General features: G+C 51.9%; 15 protein-coding genes and 1 pseudogene. 9 read left to right on the top strand and 7 right to left on the bottom strand.

What is annotated here, in order from left to right; all coding sequences use genetic code 11:
• Window positions 1–34: 34 nt before the first annotated feature.
• Window positions 35–199: a DUF1127 domain-containing protein gene (locus tag E6P06_RS07130; protein WP_003019180.1), complete on the bottom strand. Its 165-nt coding sequence runs from the start codon at window positions 197–199 to the stop codon at window positions 35–37.
• Between the two features lie 177 nt (window positions 200–376).
• Here E6P06_RS07130 and E6P06_RS07125 point away from each other — a divergent pair, with 177 nt between their 5' ends.
• Window positions 377–1789 (top strand): PLP-dependent aminotransferase family protein, encoded by a 1413-nt coding sequence (locus E6P06_RS07125; RefSeq protein WP_003019183.1) that lies wholly within the window; start codon window positions 377–379, stop codon window positions 1787–1789.
• A 51-nt stretch (window positions 1790–1840) separates the two neighbouring features.
• Here the strand turns inward: E6P06_RS07125 and E6P06_RS07120 are convergent.
• Window positions 1841–2242, bottom strand: a pseudogene (locus E6P06_RS07120) (ISNCY family transposase); the annotation flags it as partial.
• 185 nt (window positions 2243–2427) lie between these two features.
• On the opposite strand from E6P06_RS07120, the gene E6P06_RS07110 reads away from it, so the two are divergent.
• The 3 genes from E6P06_RS07110 (at window position 2428) to mdtM (ending at window position 5509) form a co-directional block, all read left to right on the top strand.
• Window positions 2428–3243: an AraC family transcriptional regulator gene (locus tag E6P06_RS07110; RefSeq protein ID WP_139935070.1), complete on the top strand. Its 816-nt coding sequence runs from the start codon at window positions 2428–2430 to the stop codon at window positions 3241–3243.
• A 48-nt stretch (window positions 3244–3291) separates the two neighbouring features.
• Complete coding sequence (locus E6P06_RS07105) at window positions 3292–3942, top strand: LysE family translocator (protein ID WP_054528022.1); 651 nt, start codon at window positions 3292–3294, stop codon at window positions 3940–3942.
• Between the two features lie 325 nt (window positions 3943–4267).
• Window positions 4268–5509 carry a multidrug efflux MFS transporter MdtM gene (gene mdtM, locus E6P06_RS07100; protein WP_139935069.1) on the top strand — a complete coding sequence of 414 codons (1242 nt, stop codon included), beginning with the start codon at window positions 4268–4270 and terminating at the stop codon, window positions 5507–5509.
• 80 nt (window positions 5510–5589) lie between these two features.
• Here mdtM and metC read toward each other — a convergent pair whose 3' ends face one another.
• Window positions 5590–6780 (bottom strand): cystathionine beta-lyase, encoded by a 1191-nt coding sequence (metC, locus tag E6P06_RS07095; RefSeq protein WP_003019195.1) that lies wholly within the window; start codon window positions 6778–6780, stop codon window positions 5590–5592.
• A gap of 30 nt (window positions 6781–6810) precedes the next feature.
• A complete protein-coding gene (locus E6P06_RS07090) occupies window positions 6811–8043 on the bottom strand; it encodes a dicarboxylate/amino acid:cation symporter (protein WP_003019196.1) in 1233 nt (410 codons plus the stop codon).
• Window positions 8044–8262: 219 nt separating this feature from the next.
• On the opposite strand from E6P06_RS07090, the gene E6P06_RS07085 reads away from it, so the two are divergent.
• The 5 genes from E6P06_RS07085 to E6P06_RS07065 all read left to right on the top strand — a co-directional run bounded on the left by E6P06_RS07085 (window position 8263) and on the right by E6P06_RS07065 (window position 12717).
• Window positions 8263–9189, top strand: coding sequence for a LysR family transcriptional regulator (locus E6P06_RS07085; protein WP_003845596.1), 927 nt, complete (start codon window positions 8263–8265; stop codon window positions 9187–9189).
• A gap of 75 nt (window positions 9190–9264) precedes the next feature.
• Window positions 9265–10545, top strand: coding sequence for a DUF445 domain-containing protein (locus tag E6P06_RS07080; RefSeq protein ID WP_048233973.1), 1281 nt, complete (start codon window positions 9265–9267; stop codon window positions 10543–10545).
• Between the two features lie 13 nt (window positions 10546–10558).
• The gene (locus E6P06_RS07075) at window positions 10559–11023 is read left to right on the top strand and encodes a GNAT family N-acetyltransferase (protein ID WP_003845592.1); all 465 of its coding nucleotides are present in this window, start codon (window positions 10559–10561) and stop codon (window positions 11021–11023) included.
• Between the two features lie 97 nt (window positions 11024–11120).
• A complete protein-coding gene (locus E6P06_RS07070; RefSeq protein WP_139935068.1) occupies window positions 11121–12308 on the top strand; it encodes an MFS transporter in 1188 nt (395 codons plus the stop codon).
• A gap of 190 nt (window positions 12309–12498) precedes the next feature.
• Window positions 12499–12717 carry a hypothetical protein gene (locus E6P06_RS07065; RefSeq protein ID WP_044713035.1) on the top strand — a complete coding sequence of 73 codons (219 nt, stop codon included), beginning with the start codon at window positions 12499–12501 and terminating at the stop codon, window positions 12715–12717.
• Between the two features lie 46 nt (window positions 12718–12763).
• Here the strand turns inward: E6P06_RS07065 and E6P06_RS07060 are convergent, their stop codons facing one another.
• From E6P06_RS07060 to uxuR, 3 genes are all read right to left on the bottom strand, one after another.
• Window positions 12764–13771: a porin gene (locus E6P06_RS07060; RefSeq protein WP_008322158.1), complete on the bottom strand. Its 1008-nt coding sequence runs from the start codon at window positions 13769–13771 to the stop codon at window positions 12764–12766.
• A 191-nt stretch (window positions 13772–13962) separates the two neighbouring features.
• The gene (locus E6P06_RS07055) at window positions 13963–14166 is read right to left on the bottom strand and encodes a hypothetical protein (protein ID WP_044713039.1); all 204 of its coding nucleotides are present in this window, start codon (window positions 14164–14166) and stop codon (window positions 13963–13965) included.
• A gap of 648 nt (window positions 14167–14814) precedes the next feature.
• On the bottom strand, window positions 14815–15588 hold the full coding sequence (gene uxuR, locus E6P06_RS07050) for a Uxu operon transcriptional regulator (RefSeq protein WP_003033268.1): 774 nt from the start codon (window positions 15586–15588) through the stop codon (window positions 14815–14817).
• Between the last annotated feature and the right edge of the window lie 148 nt (window positions 15589–15736).

Raw genomic sequence — 15736 nt, 5'->3', positions numbered from 1 at the left:
GGCGATAACCCCAGCCTCTGTCGATGAAAGAAAATCACTCCACCTGATCGCGTCGCAGTCCGACGTCCCGCAGCCGCTCGTCGCTCATCTGTTGCAATAGGCGCCGCGTTTGCGCTCGCAGCCGCCACGCCTTGTATGCCCGCCAGATCAGTACAAACCCAATAAACGGCTGTTTTGCTTTATTCTCGTGAAATTCCATACCTTGCCTCCCCGCCTTGCCAGAGGCTTTATCTTCACGGATTTGGCCCAAAACAATACAGACTCACAAAGTACTTTTATTTAACATACAGATTGGTTAAAAAGAGTTCTGCATCGCTTTTTTCACGCCAATCTGTACCGGTTTGTTAATCTGTATGGTACCCATGAGGGATACAGCATGACGCGTTACCAACATCTGGCCAATCTGCTGGCCGAACGCATTGAGCAAGGTCTGTATCGCCATGGCGAAAAACTGCCTTCGGTACGCAGCCTGAGCCAGGAGCACGGGGTCAGCATCAGCACCGTCCAGCAGGCATATCAGACGCTGGAACAACTACGGCTGATCACGCCGCAGCCGCGTTCCGGTTATTTTGTCGCACCACAAAAAGCACAGCCGCCGGTGCCGCTGATGTCGCGCCCGGTCCAACGTCCAGTCGAGATAACCCAGTGGGATCAGGTGCTGGACATGCTTGCAGGTCATGCAGACAAATCGATAATCCCTTTTAGCAGTGGCGTGCCCGATATCAATCAACCCAGCCTGAAACCGCTCTGGCGCGAGCTAAGCCGCGTGGCGCAGCATAATCTCAAGGCGGTTCTGGGCTACGATGAATTACCAGGCTGTCGCGAATTGCGTCAACAGATTGCCCGGCTCATGCTGGACGGAGGTTCGGTCATCAATGCGGATGATATTGTGATCACCAGCGGGAGTCAGAGCGGGATGTCACTGGCGCTGCTGGCAGTCTGCCAGCCAGGAGATATCGTCGCCGTAGAATCGCCCGCCTATTACGGCACGATGCAGCTGCTACGCGGATTAGGGATCAAAGTTATAGAGATCCCAACCGATCCGGATACAGGGATCAGCATTGAAGCGCTGGAACTGGCGCTGGATCAGTGGCCGATTAAAGGGGTGATTCTGGTTCCTAACTGCAATAATCCCCTCGGATTTATTATGCCGGATGCACGTAAGCGGGCGGTCCTCGCCCTCGCCCAGCAGCACGATATTGTTATTTTTGAAGATGATGTGTACGGAGAGCTTGCCACGGAATATCCCCGTCCGCGCACAATACACTCCTGGGACAGCGATGGTCGGGTGCTACTGTGCAGTTCATTTACCAAATCCGTGGCGCCGGGGTTGCGCGTCGGTTGGGTTATTCCCGGTCGTTATCACGATAAATTTCTGCATATGAAATATGCCGTCATCGGCACTAACGTTCCTGCTACGCAGCTGGCGGCCGCCGCTTTCGTGCGCGAGGGGCATTATCATCGGCATGTTCGCCGTATGCGTCAGATCTACCAGCGGAATATGGAGATCTACACCTGTTGGGTACGGGAATACTTCCCCTGCGGGATCTGCGTCACCCGACCGAAAGGCGGCTTTATGCTGTGGGTCGAGCTGCCGCACCAGGTCGATATGGTCTGTGTCGCTAAGCAGCTCTGTCGCCTCAAAATCCAGGTTGCGCCGGGTTCGCTGTTCTCCGCATCAGGAAAGTATCGCAACTGCGTACGCATCAATTGCGCGTTGCCGCCAAACGAGAAGCATCGGGAAGTGATGCAAAAACTCGGGGAAGCAGTAAAGGTGGCGATAGAGTAAATCAGACCACCCGGTGCTACCGGGCTGGCGATTGTACGGATTAAGTTATTTCTAATGGCTTACGCCCTGAATATCTTCAACGGAAAGTCGGGTAATTTTTTGCACCGTGCTGAGATCAGTACCGTCGGCCAGCATGGTGCGGGCAATACGCAGCGCCTCGGTGCGTTGCCCCTCAATTAAACCTTCTTGTTTACCTTCCTGCTTACCTTTTTGCTGGCCCTCTTGCAGACCCTCAAGCCACCCTTTTTGAAATCCAGCCTCATGCAATCTGTCTGCGATCGTCATTAAATGCTCCTTATGCTGCGGTGAACGTTCAGCAACCCCACGAATAAACTCACTGAAGCGAGGTGCATCGCCAGTTTGCAAAATATAATTAAACAGCGTCTTTATCTGGCTGTCATTAGTCACTCCAGTAAGTAGCAAGGAAACAATTTGCTCAACAAGCCCCATAAGGAAGCCACACCCTCACCTGCAACTTTCTCTGTTTGCGAGACGATTTCCGGGATAAAAACGTCCCTATGTAACGTCTGCATTTGTCTGGAACCCGTCACGCAGAATCACGACCTCAATGCACATACCCACTTTTTCACCACTCGGCCTGTGCTATAACGAATCATTACTTTCAGGGAGGACGCGATGTGACGCACACCCGGGATATTCCACAATCGTTCTGGCGTGATGAACTGCTCCCGTGGCTGGAACTGCGCAGCACCTGGCAAAGCCTGCAGGCCTATAAGCGGCATCACCACTCTCAGCTCTCGATTGGGGCAATTCTCGAGGGGGAAACGTGCTGCCTGTGCGATGGCAAGGAATACCATCTGCAGGTGGGCGATCTGATTGTGATCCCGCCGCTGGCACCTCACAGCTGTAATCCTGTTAACGGACAGTTTCGCAGCTATCACATGCTTTATCTTGATGCCCGATGGTGCCTTGCCCATCTGCCTGCACTGAACAACAATCAGCGGCTTTGCACGCGCGATCCCGTTATCCGCAATCGGCAATTGTTCCAGCACTATGTAAACCTCGTGGCACTTATGCAGCAACGGCAAACGACGCGGGTAACGGATGCCGCACAAGCATTGCTGCGTTCGCTGCCGTTGCAGTCGGTCACACAAGACAACCTAAGCGCCACCAGCCAGTATCTGCGCGAACGGTTGCAGTCCAGCCTGCTCACGCCGCCCTCACTCGATGAGCTGGCACATGAGTGTCACATGCGTAAAGAAACGCTGATCCGTACCTTTAAGCAGGACACCGGGCTGACGCCTGGAAGCTATCTGAACATCATTCGGATTGACTATGCCCGCCAGCTGCTGCGGGCCGGGGACGAAATTGCCGATGTCGGCTATCAGAGCGGGTTTGCCGACCAGAGCCATTTCCATCGCACCTTTGTTCGCTACACCGCCGCCACACCGCGCCAGTACGCGTTGGGGCGATCAATATCAGACAATAATTAGCGCTGCGTCAGGTGTACGGTGATCTCAGATTCATTGTCTGAGGTCGCTATGTCGCTGCTTTCTGTACTTTTTCCGTCTGCTTTTCCCGCGCTGGCGCTGGCACATTTTGTCGCACTACTCAGCCCCGGTCCGGACTTCTTTTTACTGGTCGGTTATGCCGTACGATACCGGATGCGCGACAGCACCGGGCTGTGCGTGGGTATCGCCGTCGGCAATGGGCTATATATCCTGCTGGCAATTATCGGTTGGGGGATCCTGCGCCAGCTTCCCCTGCTGTTTACCATTATTGAGCTGCTGGGCGCGCTCTATTTATTGTGGATAGGCAGCCTGCTGATACGCAGTCGCCCGCAAACTCTGACCGGAGCAGATGCCCGGTCTACCTGTCCAGGATTTGGTAAACAGCTGCTGCTGGGATTGGGTTCGTCACTGCTTAACCCAAAAAATGCACTGTTCTATCTGGCACTAATGACTGCCCTGCTCGGCCCGTCGGTGACGCTGCTACAACAAACCATGAGCGGGATCTGGATGACCAGCGTGGTGCTGTGCTGGGATCTGCTGATCGTGATGTTCATCGGTTTACCGCAGATCCAGAGGCGGTTAACCAGAGGGATCCTGTGGGTAGAGCGTATCGCTGGCGGTGTATTGATTATCTTCGGCTGTGCTATCGCGCTGCGGTTTTTGCAGAGCATCGTAGTCTGATTTGCGGTGCGATTTTCTACACATAAACAGGATAAACTCGTTTAATTAATATCCAATCCGCATTACACTGCGGATGGTTATTACCCGTTCAACTTACTCTTCCTGAGGTGCGATGTGCTGATTGTTACCTGTAATCGTTACGTTTTCTGACCCCGCGTTAGTGAGCGTTTCTCCTGTTTGCGCTTCACGCAGGCAGCGTTTTTGATTACATGAAATTCAGTACATTTGCAGTCTGCTTTTATTCTGTCATCGGCCTGACGTCTCAAAGACGGTATTGAATTTCGCTATTCCCGTTGAGGGTTTTCTCCCGACAAGGAGCTGTTTTATGCAACGGATTCTCGCGTTTTTCTCCCAACGCGCTACGACGCTATTTTTTCCTATTGCGTTGATTTTGTATGATTTCGCCGCCTATCTGTCGACGGACTTGATTCAGCCCGGCATCATTAATGTCGTACGCGATTTCAACGCCGACGTCACCCTGGCGCCCGCTGCGGTGAGCCTCTATCTGGCAGGCGGCATGGCGCTGCAATGGCTGTTGGGGCCACTTTCCGACCGGATTGGCCGTCGACCGGTGCTGATTGCGGGGGCGTTAATCTTTACCCTCGCCTGCGCTGCCACGCTGTTTACTACTTCAATGACGCAATTTCTGATCGCCCGATTTGTGCAGGGCACCAGCATCTGCTTTATCGCCACTGTGGGATATGTCACGGTGCAGGAGGCGTTTGGGCAAACGAAGGCCATTAAGTTAATGGCGATAATCACTTCCATTGTGTTGGTTGCACCGGTTATCGGCCCGCTCTCCGGAGCGGCGCTAATGCACTTTGTACACTGGAAGATCCTGTTTGCCATCATTGCCGTCATGGGGCTTATCGCCCTGATTGGGTTAATGCTAGCCATGCCGGAAACCGTCCAGCGCGGCGCGGTGCCGTTCAGTGCACGCGGCGTACTGCGTGACTTCCGCGACGTTTTCCGCAACCGGGTATTCCTGTTTGGCGCAGCCACGCTATCGCTAAGCTATATCCCGATGATGAGCTGGGTGGCGGTCTCACCGGTGATACTGATTGATGCGGGCGGCATGACTACATCGCAGTTTGCCTGGGCACAGGCCCCGGTGTTTGGCGCAGTGATCGTCGCCAATATGGTGGTGGTTCGTTTCGTGAAAGATCCGACCCGACCACGCTTTATCTGGCGGGCCGCACCTATACAGCTGAGCGGGCTGGCGGTGCTGATTGTCGGCAATTTACTGTGGCCACACGTCTGGCTGTGGTCAGTGCTGGGGACCAGCCTGTATGCGTTTGGCATTGGGATGATCTTCCCAACGTTATTCCGCTTTACGCTGTTTTCCAACAACTTACCGAAGGGTACGGTTTCCGCATCGTTAAATATGGTGATCCTGACGGTGATGGCGGTTTCTGTCGAAATTGGACGCTGGCTATGGTTTAACGGTGGCAGGATTTCGTTTCATCTGCTGGCGGTGGTGGCAGGTATTGCCGTCGTGTTCACGCTGGCAGGCTTACTCAAACGGGTACGCCAACATGAGGCAACGACGTTAGTCACTGAAAACTAACCTGCCCGCTTATCCGGCCTACGACAACTATGTAGGCCGGATAAGGCGCTTGCGCCGCATCCGGCTACGCTCACATCACCTTACGCAATGCGTGCAAATCCCGCTTCGAGATCGGCAATCAGGTCGCCAATATCCTCCAGGCCAATATGCACCCTGACCAGCGTGCCGCTGAAATCCACCTCTCCAGCCGGGCGGATGCTGTTCAGCTCTTCCGGCTGGTTCGCCAGAATGAGCGACTCAAATCCACCCCACGAATAGGCCATATGGAACAGCGAGAAATTATCGAGGAAATTCGCCATCTGTTCGTCGGTCAGTCTCTTTTTCAGCACAAATGAGAACAGACCTGAGCTTCCGGTAAAATCACGCTGAAAATACTCATGGCCCGGACATTCCGGTAACGCCGGATGGTTCACCCGCGCCACTTCCGGTCTTGCCGACAGCCAGCGAGCAATATGGATACTGCTCTCCTGATGCTGCTTAAGGCGTACCGCCAGGGTGCGCAATCCGCGGCTGCCGTTGTAGGCGGTATCGGCATCCAGCGTTTGCCCCATCAGGTAGGAGTTCTCGCGCAGACGATCCCAACAACGAGCGTTAGATACCGCCGTGCCCAGCATGCCGTCCGAATGACCGATGGTGTACTTCGTTCCCGCCTGAATGGAAATATCCACGCCATAATCCAGCGCTTTGAACAGCACGCCCGCCGCCCAGGTGTTGTCGATCATAATGACAATCTCCGGATTCACCGCGCGGATAGCCTTCACCATCCCCGGCACGTCCTGGACTTCCATAGTGATAGAACTTGGTGACTCAAGGAATACAACCTTCGTTTCCGGACGCAGAAGATCGACGATACCTGCACCAATCAGCGGATCGTAATACGTTGTTTCAACATTGAATTTACTCAGGATCTTATTGCAAAAATCCTGGGTTGGCTCGTAGGCCGCGCCGGTCATCAGGATATGATCGCCACCCTGAACAAACGCCAGAATCGCATTGGTCACCGCCGCAGCACCACATGGGTACAGCGCGCAGCCAACGCCGCCTTCCAGTTCGCTCATTGCCTTCTGGAAGGCAAAGTGGGTATAGGTTCCGCGACGACCGTAAAACAGCTCACCGTTTGCGCGATTGGCGGTGGCAAATTTCTTGTCCTTCACGGTATCAAATACCAGTGAAGAGGCACGTTGGATAACCGGATTCACCGCTCCCTGGGTGTAGCGTTTGTCACGACCAGCAACAACCAGTTGCGTCTCAAGCTTCATTGCGTCTTTCATAACATCTCCTGTTCTTAATCCGTGTGAAACCTATACCACCGCAGCAGTAGAGTTTATTTCAGTGTTGGTCTGCTTTTTTCCAGCGAACCGTTCAACAATCTGCGCCGCATTCAAATCATGGATAACGTTAATCAGTGTGGCCGGCGCATCGGTAATGGTGCCCAGCACCACCAGCATCGGGATTGCTTCCATCGGCAGGCCCAGCGTGGTGACGATAAAGATTTCACCGAGGAACGCCCCGCCCGGCACGCCACCAACGATAATGGCGGAGAGCACCGCAATCAGCATCGTCAGGAAGAAGGTTTCGGTGGTGAATTCCATGCCCAGCACGGAATAGATAAAGACGATTTTCAGCGCGGCAATCATCGCCACACCGCCTTTGTTCAGGTTAACCAGCAGCGGAATGGAAACATCAACGATTTCCGGGTTAATCCCCATCGCCTTACCGGCACGCAGCGTCACCGGGAGCGTCCCCAGCGAAGAGCAGGTCCCCAGCGCAGTTGCAGACGGTTCAATCGCGTTACGCCAGAAGGCTTTGACCGCCGGAATACCGCCGCCAATATACGAATAGAGAATCGAGCCAAAAACAAAATAGACCAGCGTGGCAACCATAAACAGGCCGATGGCACGGGCAAAGGTTAACAGTAGTGCAGAGTCCTGACTGGCCATGGTGGCGGCGAAGTAGCAGCCCAGACCAATCGGCGCGACCTTCATAATGATCGAAACGATCTTCATGATCACAGTATTGGCGTCTTCCAGCAGCGACGCAATACGTTTACCGGCCTGATCCGACTGGCCAATCGCCACACCGGCGATGATCGCCATCACGATCAGTGCCAGAATATTGGACTTAGAGAACAGCCCAATAAAGTCGCTGGTGGTGATCATGCTGACAAAATCCATCTTGCCGCTGCCCGCCTGCACCGACTGCGAGAGATCGATAGTGACGCCCTGCGCCGGGTTATACCAGAGCGCCAGCGCGACGATCCCGGCCGCCGGAATAAAGGCCATCGCGATCGAAACAATAAAGATAATCGCCATAATACGCCCCAGCCTTTTCAGGTCGGTCATACTGGCGATCGAAGACATGACGCTGATCCCCACCAGCGGCACAATAATCATAAATAACAGGTTTAAGAATATCTGACCTATTGGCTGGAGTTTACTTGCAAACGATGGGGCATAAATACCTAATAAGCCGCCAATCACCAGAGCAACTAATAAAATAATCGACGATCTGTAGGGTTCGAGTCGTGACCACATAATCGGTACCTTTAGAATAATAATTAATGAGATTAAATTCACAATGTGATGAGTTTCCGTTTCGCCTCCTTTTAATTTGTGACGTAACTCACCTAAGTTGTTATTTTTTCATTTTGCCAGCAAGTTGTTTCCTGTGATTCAATAGTTGCATGTTTAAAAGGCGAATGTAACGGCCTATTCGTACCGTTTTTGCAAATCACTTGTGAATTTAAGGAAATTATGAGTACGCCGATTTCACTCAAGCATCTGGAGTTTTTTACTAAAATCGTCGACTGCGGAGGATTGTCAGAAGCCGCGGCGCAGCTCAACGTCTCGCCGTCTGCGGTCAGCAAAAGCCTGGCAGCGATGGAAGATACGTTAGGCACGACATTAATTAAACGCACCACCCGCAGTATTACTCTGACCGACGCCGGGCAATATCTCTTCAACCGCGCTAATAAGCTGTTGAAAGAATTCGATGAAACGCTGAATACCACCTCCGGTTATTACCATAGCCCGCAGGGTGAATTACGCATAACCTGCTCAATTGCGTTTGGTTATTCCCGGCTGGTGAACCTGGTGGATAAATATCGCTCCCAGTTCCCGGATGTGAATCTGTATATCGATCTCAACGATAACTTCGTCAATCTGAACGAAACGGATTTCGACATTGCCCTGCGAATTTCCACCGCGCCGCCGCAAAACTATGCGATGCGCAAGCTGGTGCCTGTTCGCTGGGCGTACTGTGCCTCACCCGGCTACCTCGCTAAAAAAGGCATGCCCCAGCGTCGCAGCGATCTGGTAGATCATGATTGCCTGGTTTACCCGGGCCTCACGCCGGTACTGAAGGTGGCAGATGAACAGGATCGACTGCATCAGTTGAAACTACATATGCCGATCCAGGCCAACAGCAGCCTGGTGCTGTTGAAGTCGGTGTTAGAAGATCAGGGGGTGGCATATTTGCCCACTTATTTGATTGGCGATCATATTCAAAAAGAGGAGATCACGCCGCTGATGCTCGACGGCACCATCACCTGTGAAACTCATGCCCTGTATGCGCTGTACTTTCCCAGCAAGTACAGCAATCCGAAGGTGCGATCGTTTATCGATTTTCTGGTCGCAGAACTTGGTCCCTTACCGGCGTGGGATAACTGGATCCCGGAGTAAACCCAGCCCACCTGAAAATGGGAGGCGCACCACATTTTTTGCGCGATCCCCCCGTCTGGCTCTATCCTTAAGCCTATGAATAAAATTGCTGAACTCAAACGTGCCAAGCGACTGGCGCTCTCTCTGCTGCTGATCGCTGCCGCGACCTTCGTCATCACGCTGTTTTTGCCGCCTAACTTCTGGGTACTCGGGATCAAAGCGATTGCCGAAGCGGCGATGGTGGGCGCGCTGGCGGACTGGTTTGCCGTGGTGGCGCTTTTTCGCCGGGTGCCGATCCCGTTTATCTCGCAACACACGGCTATTATCCCGCGCAATAAGGATCGGATCGGCGAAAATCTTGGTCAGTTTGTACAAGAGAAATTCCTCGATACCCAGTCGCTGATAGCCCTGATCCGCCGCCATGAACCGGCTTTGTTGATCGGCAACTGGTTCAGCCAGCCGGAAAACGCCCAGCGCATCGGCCAGCATCTGTTGCAGATCATGAGCGGTTTTCTCGAACTGACCGACGACTCGCGCATTCAGCGGCTGATCAAGCGGGCGGTGCACAAGGCCATCGACAAGGTCGATCTCTCCGGAACCAGCGCGCTGATGCTGGAAAGCATGACCAAAAACAATCGCCATCAGGTGCTGCTCGATACGCTGATCGCCCAACTGATCGCCCTGCTACAGCGCGACAGCTCGCGAGCGTTTATCGCCAGACAAGTAGTGCACTGGCTGGAAACCGAACATCCGCTGAAAGCGAAGATCCTGCCAACCGAATGGCTGGGCGAGCACAGCGCCGAGCTGGTGTCTGATGCCGTTAACTCCTTGCTGGATGACATCAGCCACGATCGCGCGCATCAGATCCGCCATGCCTTCGATCGCGCTACATTTAAGCTCATCGATAAGCTCAAACACGATCCGGAAATGGCCGCGCGTGCCGAAAGCCTGAAAAGCTATCTGAAGGAAGATGAAGCCTTCAACCGTTATCTTGGCGAGCTGTGGGCAGACCTGCGTCAGTGGGTGAAAACTGACATTAACGCAGATGATTCCCGCGTGAAGCAGCGCATCGCCAGCGCCGGCCAGTGGTTCGGCGAAACGCTGGTAGCCGACAGCGCCCTGCGTGCCTCACTAAATGGGCATCTGGAGCAGGCCGCGCATAAGGTAGCGCCAGAGTTCGCCACCTTCCTGACGCGCCATATTAGCGACACGGTGAAAAGTTGGGATGCACGCGATATGTCGCAGCAAATTGAGTTAAACATCGGTAAAGATTTGCAGTTTATTCGCGTCAACGGCACGTTGGTTGGCGGTTCAATCGGGCTGGTGTTATATCTGTTGTCGCAAATTCCGTCCCTGCTGACGCTGGCGAATTTTTAAGGAGAAAGATTCAATGACGATGAACATCCGCATTTTTTCCCTGCGCGAAACACCTGAAAAGCTGCACGAGATCACCGCTTACTTTCAGCAGCAATGGGCCTCAGAAGACTCCATGGCGGTATACGAGGATGCATTGCGCCGTTGTATTGGCGCAAAGAATCCGCTACCGCAGTGGTACTGGCTACAGGATGGCGGCAGCATTGTTGGCTGTGCTGGATTGATCACCAATGATTTTATTAGTCGCGGCGAACTGTGGCCGTGGCTATGCGCGCTCTATATCGATCCTCGCTATCGTGGTCACGGCCTGGCGTTTCGCCTGATCGAACATATTGCACAGCAGGCCAGACAGCTGGGTTTTACGCAGCTCCATCTGTGTACTGACCTGGAAGGTTTATACGAGAAAGCAGGGTTTTACTTTAACGGGCCGGGCTATCATCCGTGGGGGGAAGTCTCGCGGGTCTACAGCCGTAACCTTTGATGGCATTCAGCGTTACGCGGTTTTATTTTTACTTTTCATTATCATTTACGCATGTAATATAACAATCATCAGCTAACAGCGCGAAATGAGAGTCCGTATGTCCCAGGGAAGCCCAGATTCAAATCGCCATGCCATCAGTGTCGCGCTCTTTGGCATGCTGGTCTTAACGCTGGGCATGGGGATTGGACGCTTTCTGTATACGCCAATGCTGCCGGTGCTGCTGTCGGAAGGTCAATTTACGTTTGACCAACTCTCGTGGATTGCCAGCGCCAACTACGCCGGGTATCTGGCGGGAAGCCTGCTCTTCTCCTTTGGGCTCTTTCATCTCCCCTCACGCTTACGTCCGATGTTGCTAACGTCCGCGCTCGCTACCGCAGGGCTGATTCTGGCGATGGCCAGCTTTACACAGCCCGCGCTGGTGATGCTGATCCGCTTTCTGGCGGGCGTCGCCAGTGCCGGTATGATGATCTTTGGCTCAATGATCGTTCTGTATCATACCCGGCATCCCTTCGTGATTGCGGCGTTGTTCTCCGGCGTTGGCGCAGGCATTTTGCTGGGCAATGAATATGTCATTAGCGGTCTGCATTTTGCGCTGTCCTCGCACACGCTCTGGCTGGGCGCGGCGGCAGCCTCGGCTCTGTTCTTTGTGCTACTGGTTATACTCCTGCCATCTCGCGACCACGTGCTCCCCGCCGCGGCCCCGGTAAAAACAGAGCATCAGCCTATGTCCTGGTGGCTGCTGGCGCTGCTGTACGGGCTGGCCGGATTTGGCTACATCATTGTCGCCACCTACCTGCCGCTAATGGCGAAAAGCGCCGGTTCGCCGCTGTTGACTGCCCATCTCTGGTCGCTGGTCGGCATATCGATAATTCCGGGGTGTTTCGCCTGGCTGTGGGCCGCCCGACGGTGGGGAGTATTGCAATGCCTGACGGCGAATTTGTTGATTCAAAGCGCCTGCGTGCTCATGACGCTCGCCAGCGGCTCTTTGCCGCTGCTGGTGATAAGCAGCATGGGTTTTGGCGCAACGTTTATGGGAACCACTTCACTGGTGATGCCGCTTGCGCGACAACTTAGCGTACCGCGCAATATTAATCTGCTGGGCCTGGTCACTCTGACTTACGGCATTGGGCAAATACTTGGTCCGCTATTAACCAGCCTGCTGGGAAGCGGCGCACTGGCGATCGTTAACGCCACGGTGTGCGGCACCGTCGCGTTGTTTATTGCGGCACTTATCAGCCTCACGCAATTATACAAACAGCATTTCGCCTCGCCAAAAAGGGTATAACCGGCAACCTTCTAAAGAAGGTATATTCGGATTAGTCCGCAATTAAATATCAACATTTAATAAACCGCAAATAATCGGTAATTACCCACCAGACAATTTATAATTCCCGTCCATTCATTTATAAGCTCAATTTAAAATGCGTAAAAATGGACATATTAATTCAACATCAACACTATCTTCGGGAAAACACATGTCGTGGTTTAAAAGAATATTACTGGGGTTGATTATTTTGGCGGGTTTAATTGGCGCGCTAAAGGATTATAAAGACTTTGGCCTGTTTGGCGCACTGGGATTGTTTATTATCTTCCTGTTATCAACAACATTTTTATGGCAATGGGCATCTGGCAATGGCTGTTTAGCGGTGTACAGCAGGAAGAGAGTCAGCCGGTTTAAACGCCGGCAGATATAAAAAAGGCGTCTGAACCAGGACGCCTTTTTCATACCAGAACAAAAAGTTAGAACTGATAGGTCAGACCCGCAGCAACCTGGTTATCGCTGTCTTTACCATCGAGCAGGTTAATTTTGTAACCTACATCAGCCACGATGTTTTTGTTGAAGTAGTAGTCTGTACCCAGCGCGACGTATTCGGTCAGGTCATTATTGTTGTTATCACGCGCGTGGACGTAAGCCACGTTCGGACGCAGACCAAAATCAAACACATACGCGGCCATCGCTTCAAAGTGCTCAGCTTTGTCCGCATCCTGAATCAGGTTGTGGGACTCTCCGTACATAGTCGCTACATAGATAGCATTAGCATCATATTTCAGACCCGCGCCCCAGAACTCTGCGTTTTCGCCATTCCAACCTTTTTGTTTCTGCTGAGCAGTCACAGAACTGTTGGTATAGGCCGCAATTGCAGATATGCCAGAATCCGCAATGTTGTCATAACCCAGGGAGAAGCCGTAGCCATTGCCGTGTTGTTTCGTCGGATCCTTATTGGTATCGTCCTGACCCTGATATTGCGCGCCAACATTCAGACCATCAACGGCACCGAACAGATTTTTGGTGCGAAGTGTTGCAACGCCAGAAGTGCGTGTAGTAAGGAAGCGGTCAGTATTTTCAAAGGAGTCACCGCCGAACTCTGAGAGAGTATCAGTATAAGCTCCCACATCGTAAGCGATACCATAGTTGCGACCATAGTCAAAACTGACGTCATGACCATAATCCAGGCCAGCAAACGCCAGACGTGTATTAACGCCATTCTGCGAACCTTCTGCTTTAGCGGCATCAAACTGACTTTCAAATTGCCCGTAACCGGTCAGTTGATCGTTGATTTGCGTCTCACCGCGAAAACCCAGACGTGCGTAGGTTTCATCAGCATTAGTACCATCAGTCCAGGAATGGGCTGCTTTTACTTTGCCGTAGAGATCCAGCTTGTTGCCATCTTTATTATAAATTTCCGCTGCATGAACGGAGGTTACCCCTAATGCCATTACAGCTAATGCCACTACTGACTTTTTCATGTTATTACTCACTTTTAATTGTGAATTTGGCTATCAACTTTGTTATGCAGGCAGAATACCTGCATAACAAAGTCCCCTATGGATTAAGGGGCAATACCAATAACACACCAAAAAAATACCAATGAAGGTAATAATGAAGTGGCAAGACATAATTCATTTTTGGATTTTCAATCAAAACCGGACAGCGATAATTACTCGAGACTTTGACTCTCATTAACTGAGCGATGCAACATTAATGCTTCAGCAATAATATCTTGTTTACTTTTACGGGTTTCAAATGCCAGCGTTCGCACATATTCCCACAAAGAGGTATCGACACGGGCACTTAAAAGAACCATATCTTTTGATCGGGTCCCTCTGGGTTTTCGAATATCGGGATAGTCTCGAGATGGCATTTTCAACTCCTGAACGTAATAACACGCTTATGGCGATGAAATATGCAGTTAGTGTAAAAACATGTCAACGGCAAAATACAGGCATAATAGTAATGAAACTGTTAATAAAAAGCAGAAAAATGGAACGATATTTCAAATGAAAGATAACTTGATTATGGAATAATGTGTAATGCTAACTTTACGTTTATTGGCTTTTATTCATTTGATTAAAAAAGCATGAAACATTTACATCAACCATATCACTAATCAAAACATCATTATGACCAATAAGTTACGCATCGTTATTAATGTCTACATTTACGCGAACCGCTTGTTTTTATGTGTAGTTATGCCGGTAAACCTTATCCTGATTACTGCAGAGATCGCGTTGATTCTCACTTAACCCAGATCCGTTTTGTCTAAAAATAAGCATGGAAAGGTAAAAATAAGGTAAATGACACATTTTTTCGCATGCGAAAATAAGTTGTTTTTAATTGATTTAAATCAATTTGCACCGCACAAAGGGGACGAAAAAATGTTCATCCGAGGCGATGGAAACAATTTTTTACGTGACTTTCAGAACGTGAAAAGCGCCCCTGCCGGGCAATGAATGAGGATGCGGAAAACGCGGTGCGGGCCGCAATAGCCCGCGTATGAGAGAAAGGGAAATCAGGCGTTAACTTTATCCAGCGGCCAGGAATCAAACAGATAACCATCAAAATCAATGTCATCGACATTTGAAAACTCCAGCAGACGCTGTTTGACGTTTTCCAGATGCTGCCACATAGCCAGCTTGGCCGCGCGGGCATCTTTTTTGATTAATGCAGCCAGGATCTGTTTATGGTCGCCCATCCACTCTTTCCGGTAGTGGGTATCGTCGAGGTGGCTATGGAGCTGGATCCACATCGGGTTGTTCTCACGCCACTGCCATGACTGGCGAAACAGCTCTACCAGCATGCTGTTATGCGTGGCTTCAGCTATGGCGAGATGGAACTGCATGTCGCCGCTTTCAGAACCGTTCGGCTCGCTGGAAGCCAGCTCCCGCTCTTCCAGTTGCAACGCCTGGCGCATTTTGACGATATCTTCGCGGGTAGCCTGCAGCGCGGCAAATTCGGCAATGTTGCTTTCCAGCAGCTGTCGCGCCTGCAACAGTTCAAACGGGCCCGCATCATTGCAATGATTTGCATCCGTACTGTCGATAGTCTGCGCATCCGCATTGTCGAGCACGTAGATCCCGGCCCCGCGGCGCACGTCCACCAGGCCTTTAATTTCCAGCATGATTAACGCTTCGCGAACCACCGTGCGAGTGACATTGAGCATCTCGGCAATTTCACGCTCTGGCGGCAAGCGTTCACCGGGCTGGTACGGCGTCTGGACAATCAGATCGCGGATCATGGCACCCACTTCCTGGTAGGGTCTTTGCTGAGAAGTGTTCGATTTCATCGTGTTATGTCCGTCAGATGCGTCAATTCAGATCCGTAGGCCGGATAAGGCGCGAGCGCTGCCATCCGGCATCTGCGCCATTGCCTGATGGCGACGCTGACGCGGCTTATCAGGCCTACAAATAACGTTTTTTCGCCTGAACTATAGC

Source organism: Citrobacter sp. CF971 (assembly GCF_006385635.1).
Taxonomy (GTDB): Bacteria; Pseudomonadota; Gammaproteobacteria; order Enterobacterales; family Enterobacteriaceae; genus Citrobacter; species Citrobacter freundii.
This window is presented reverse-complemented; position numbering and strand designations above follow the sequence as displayed.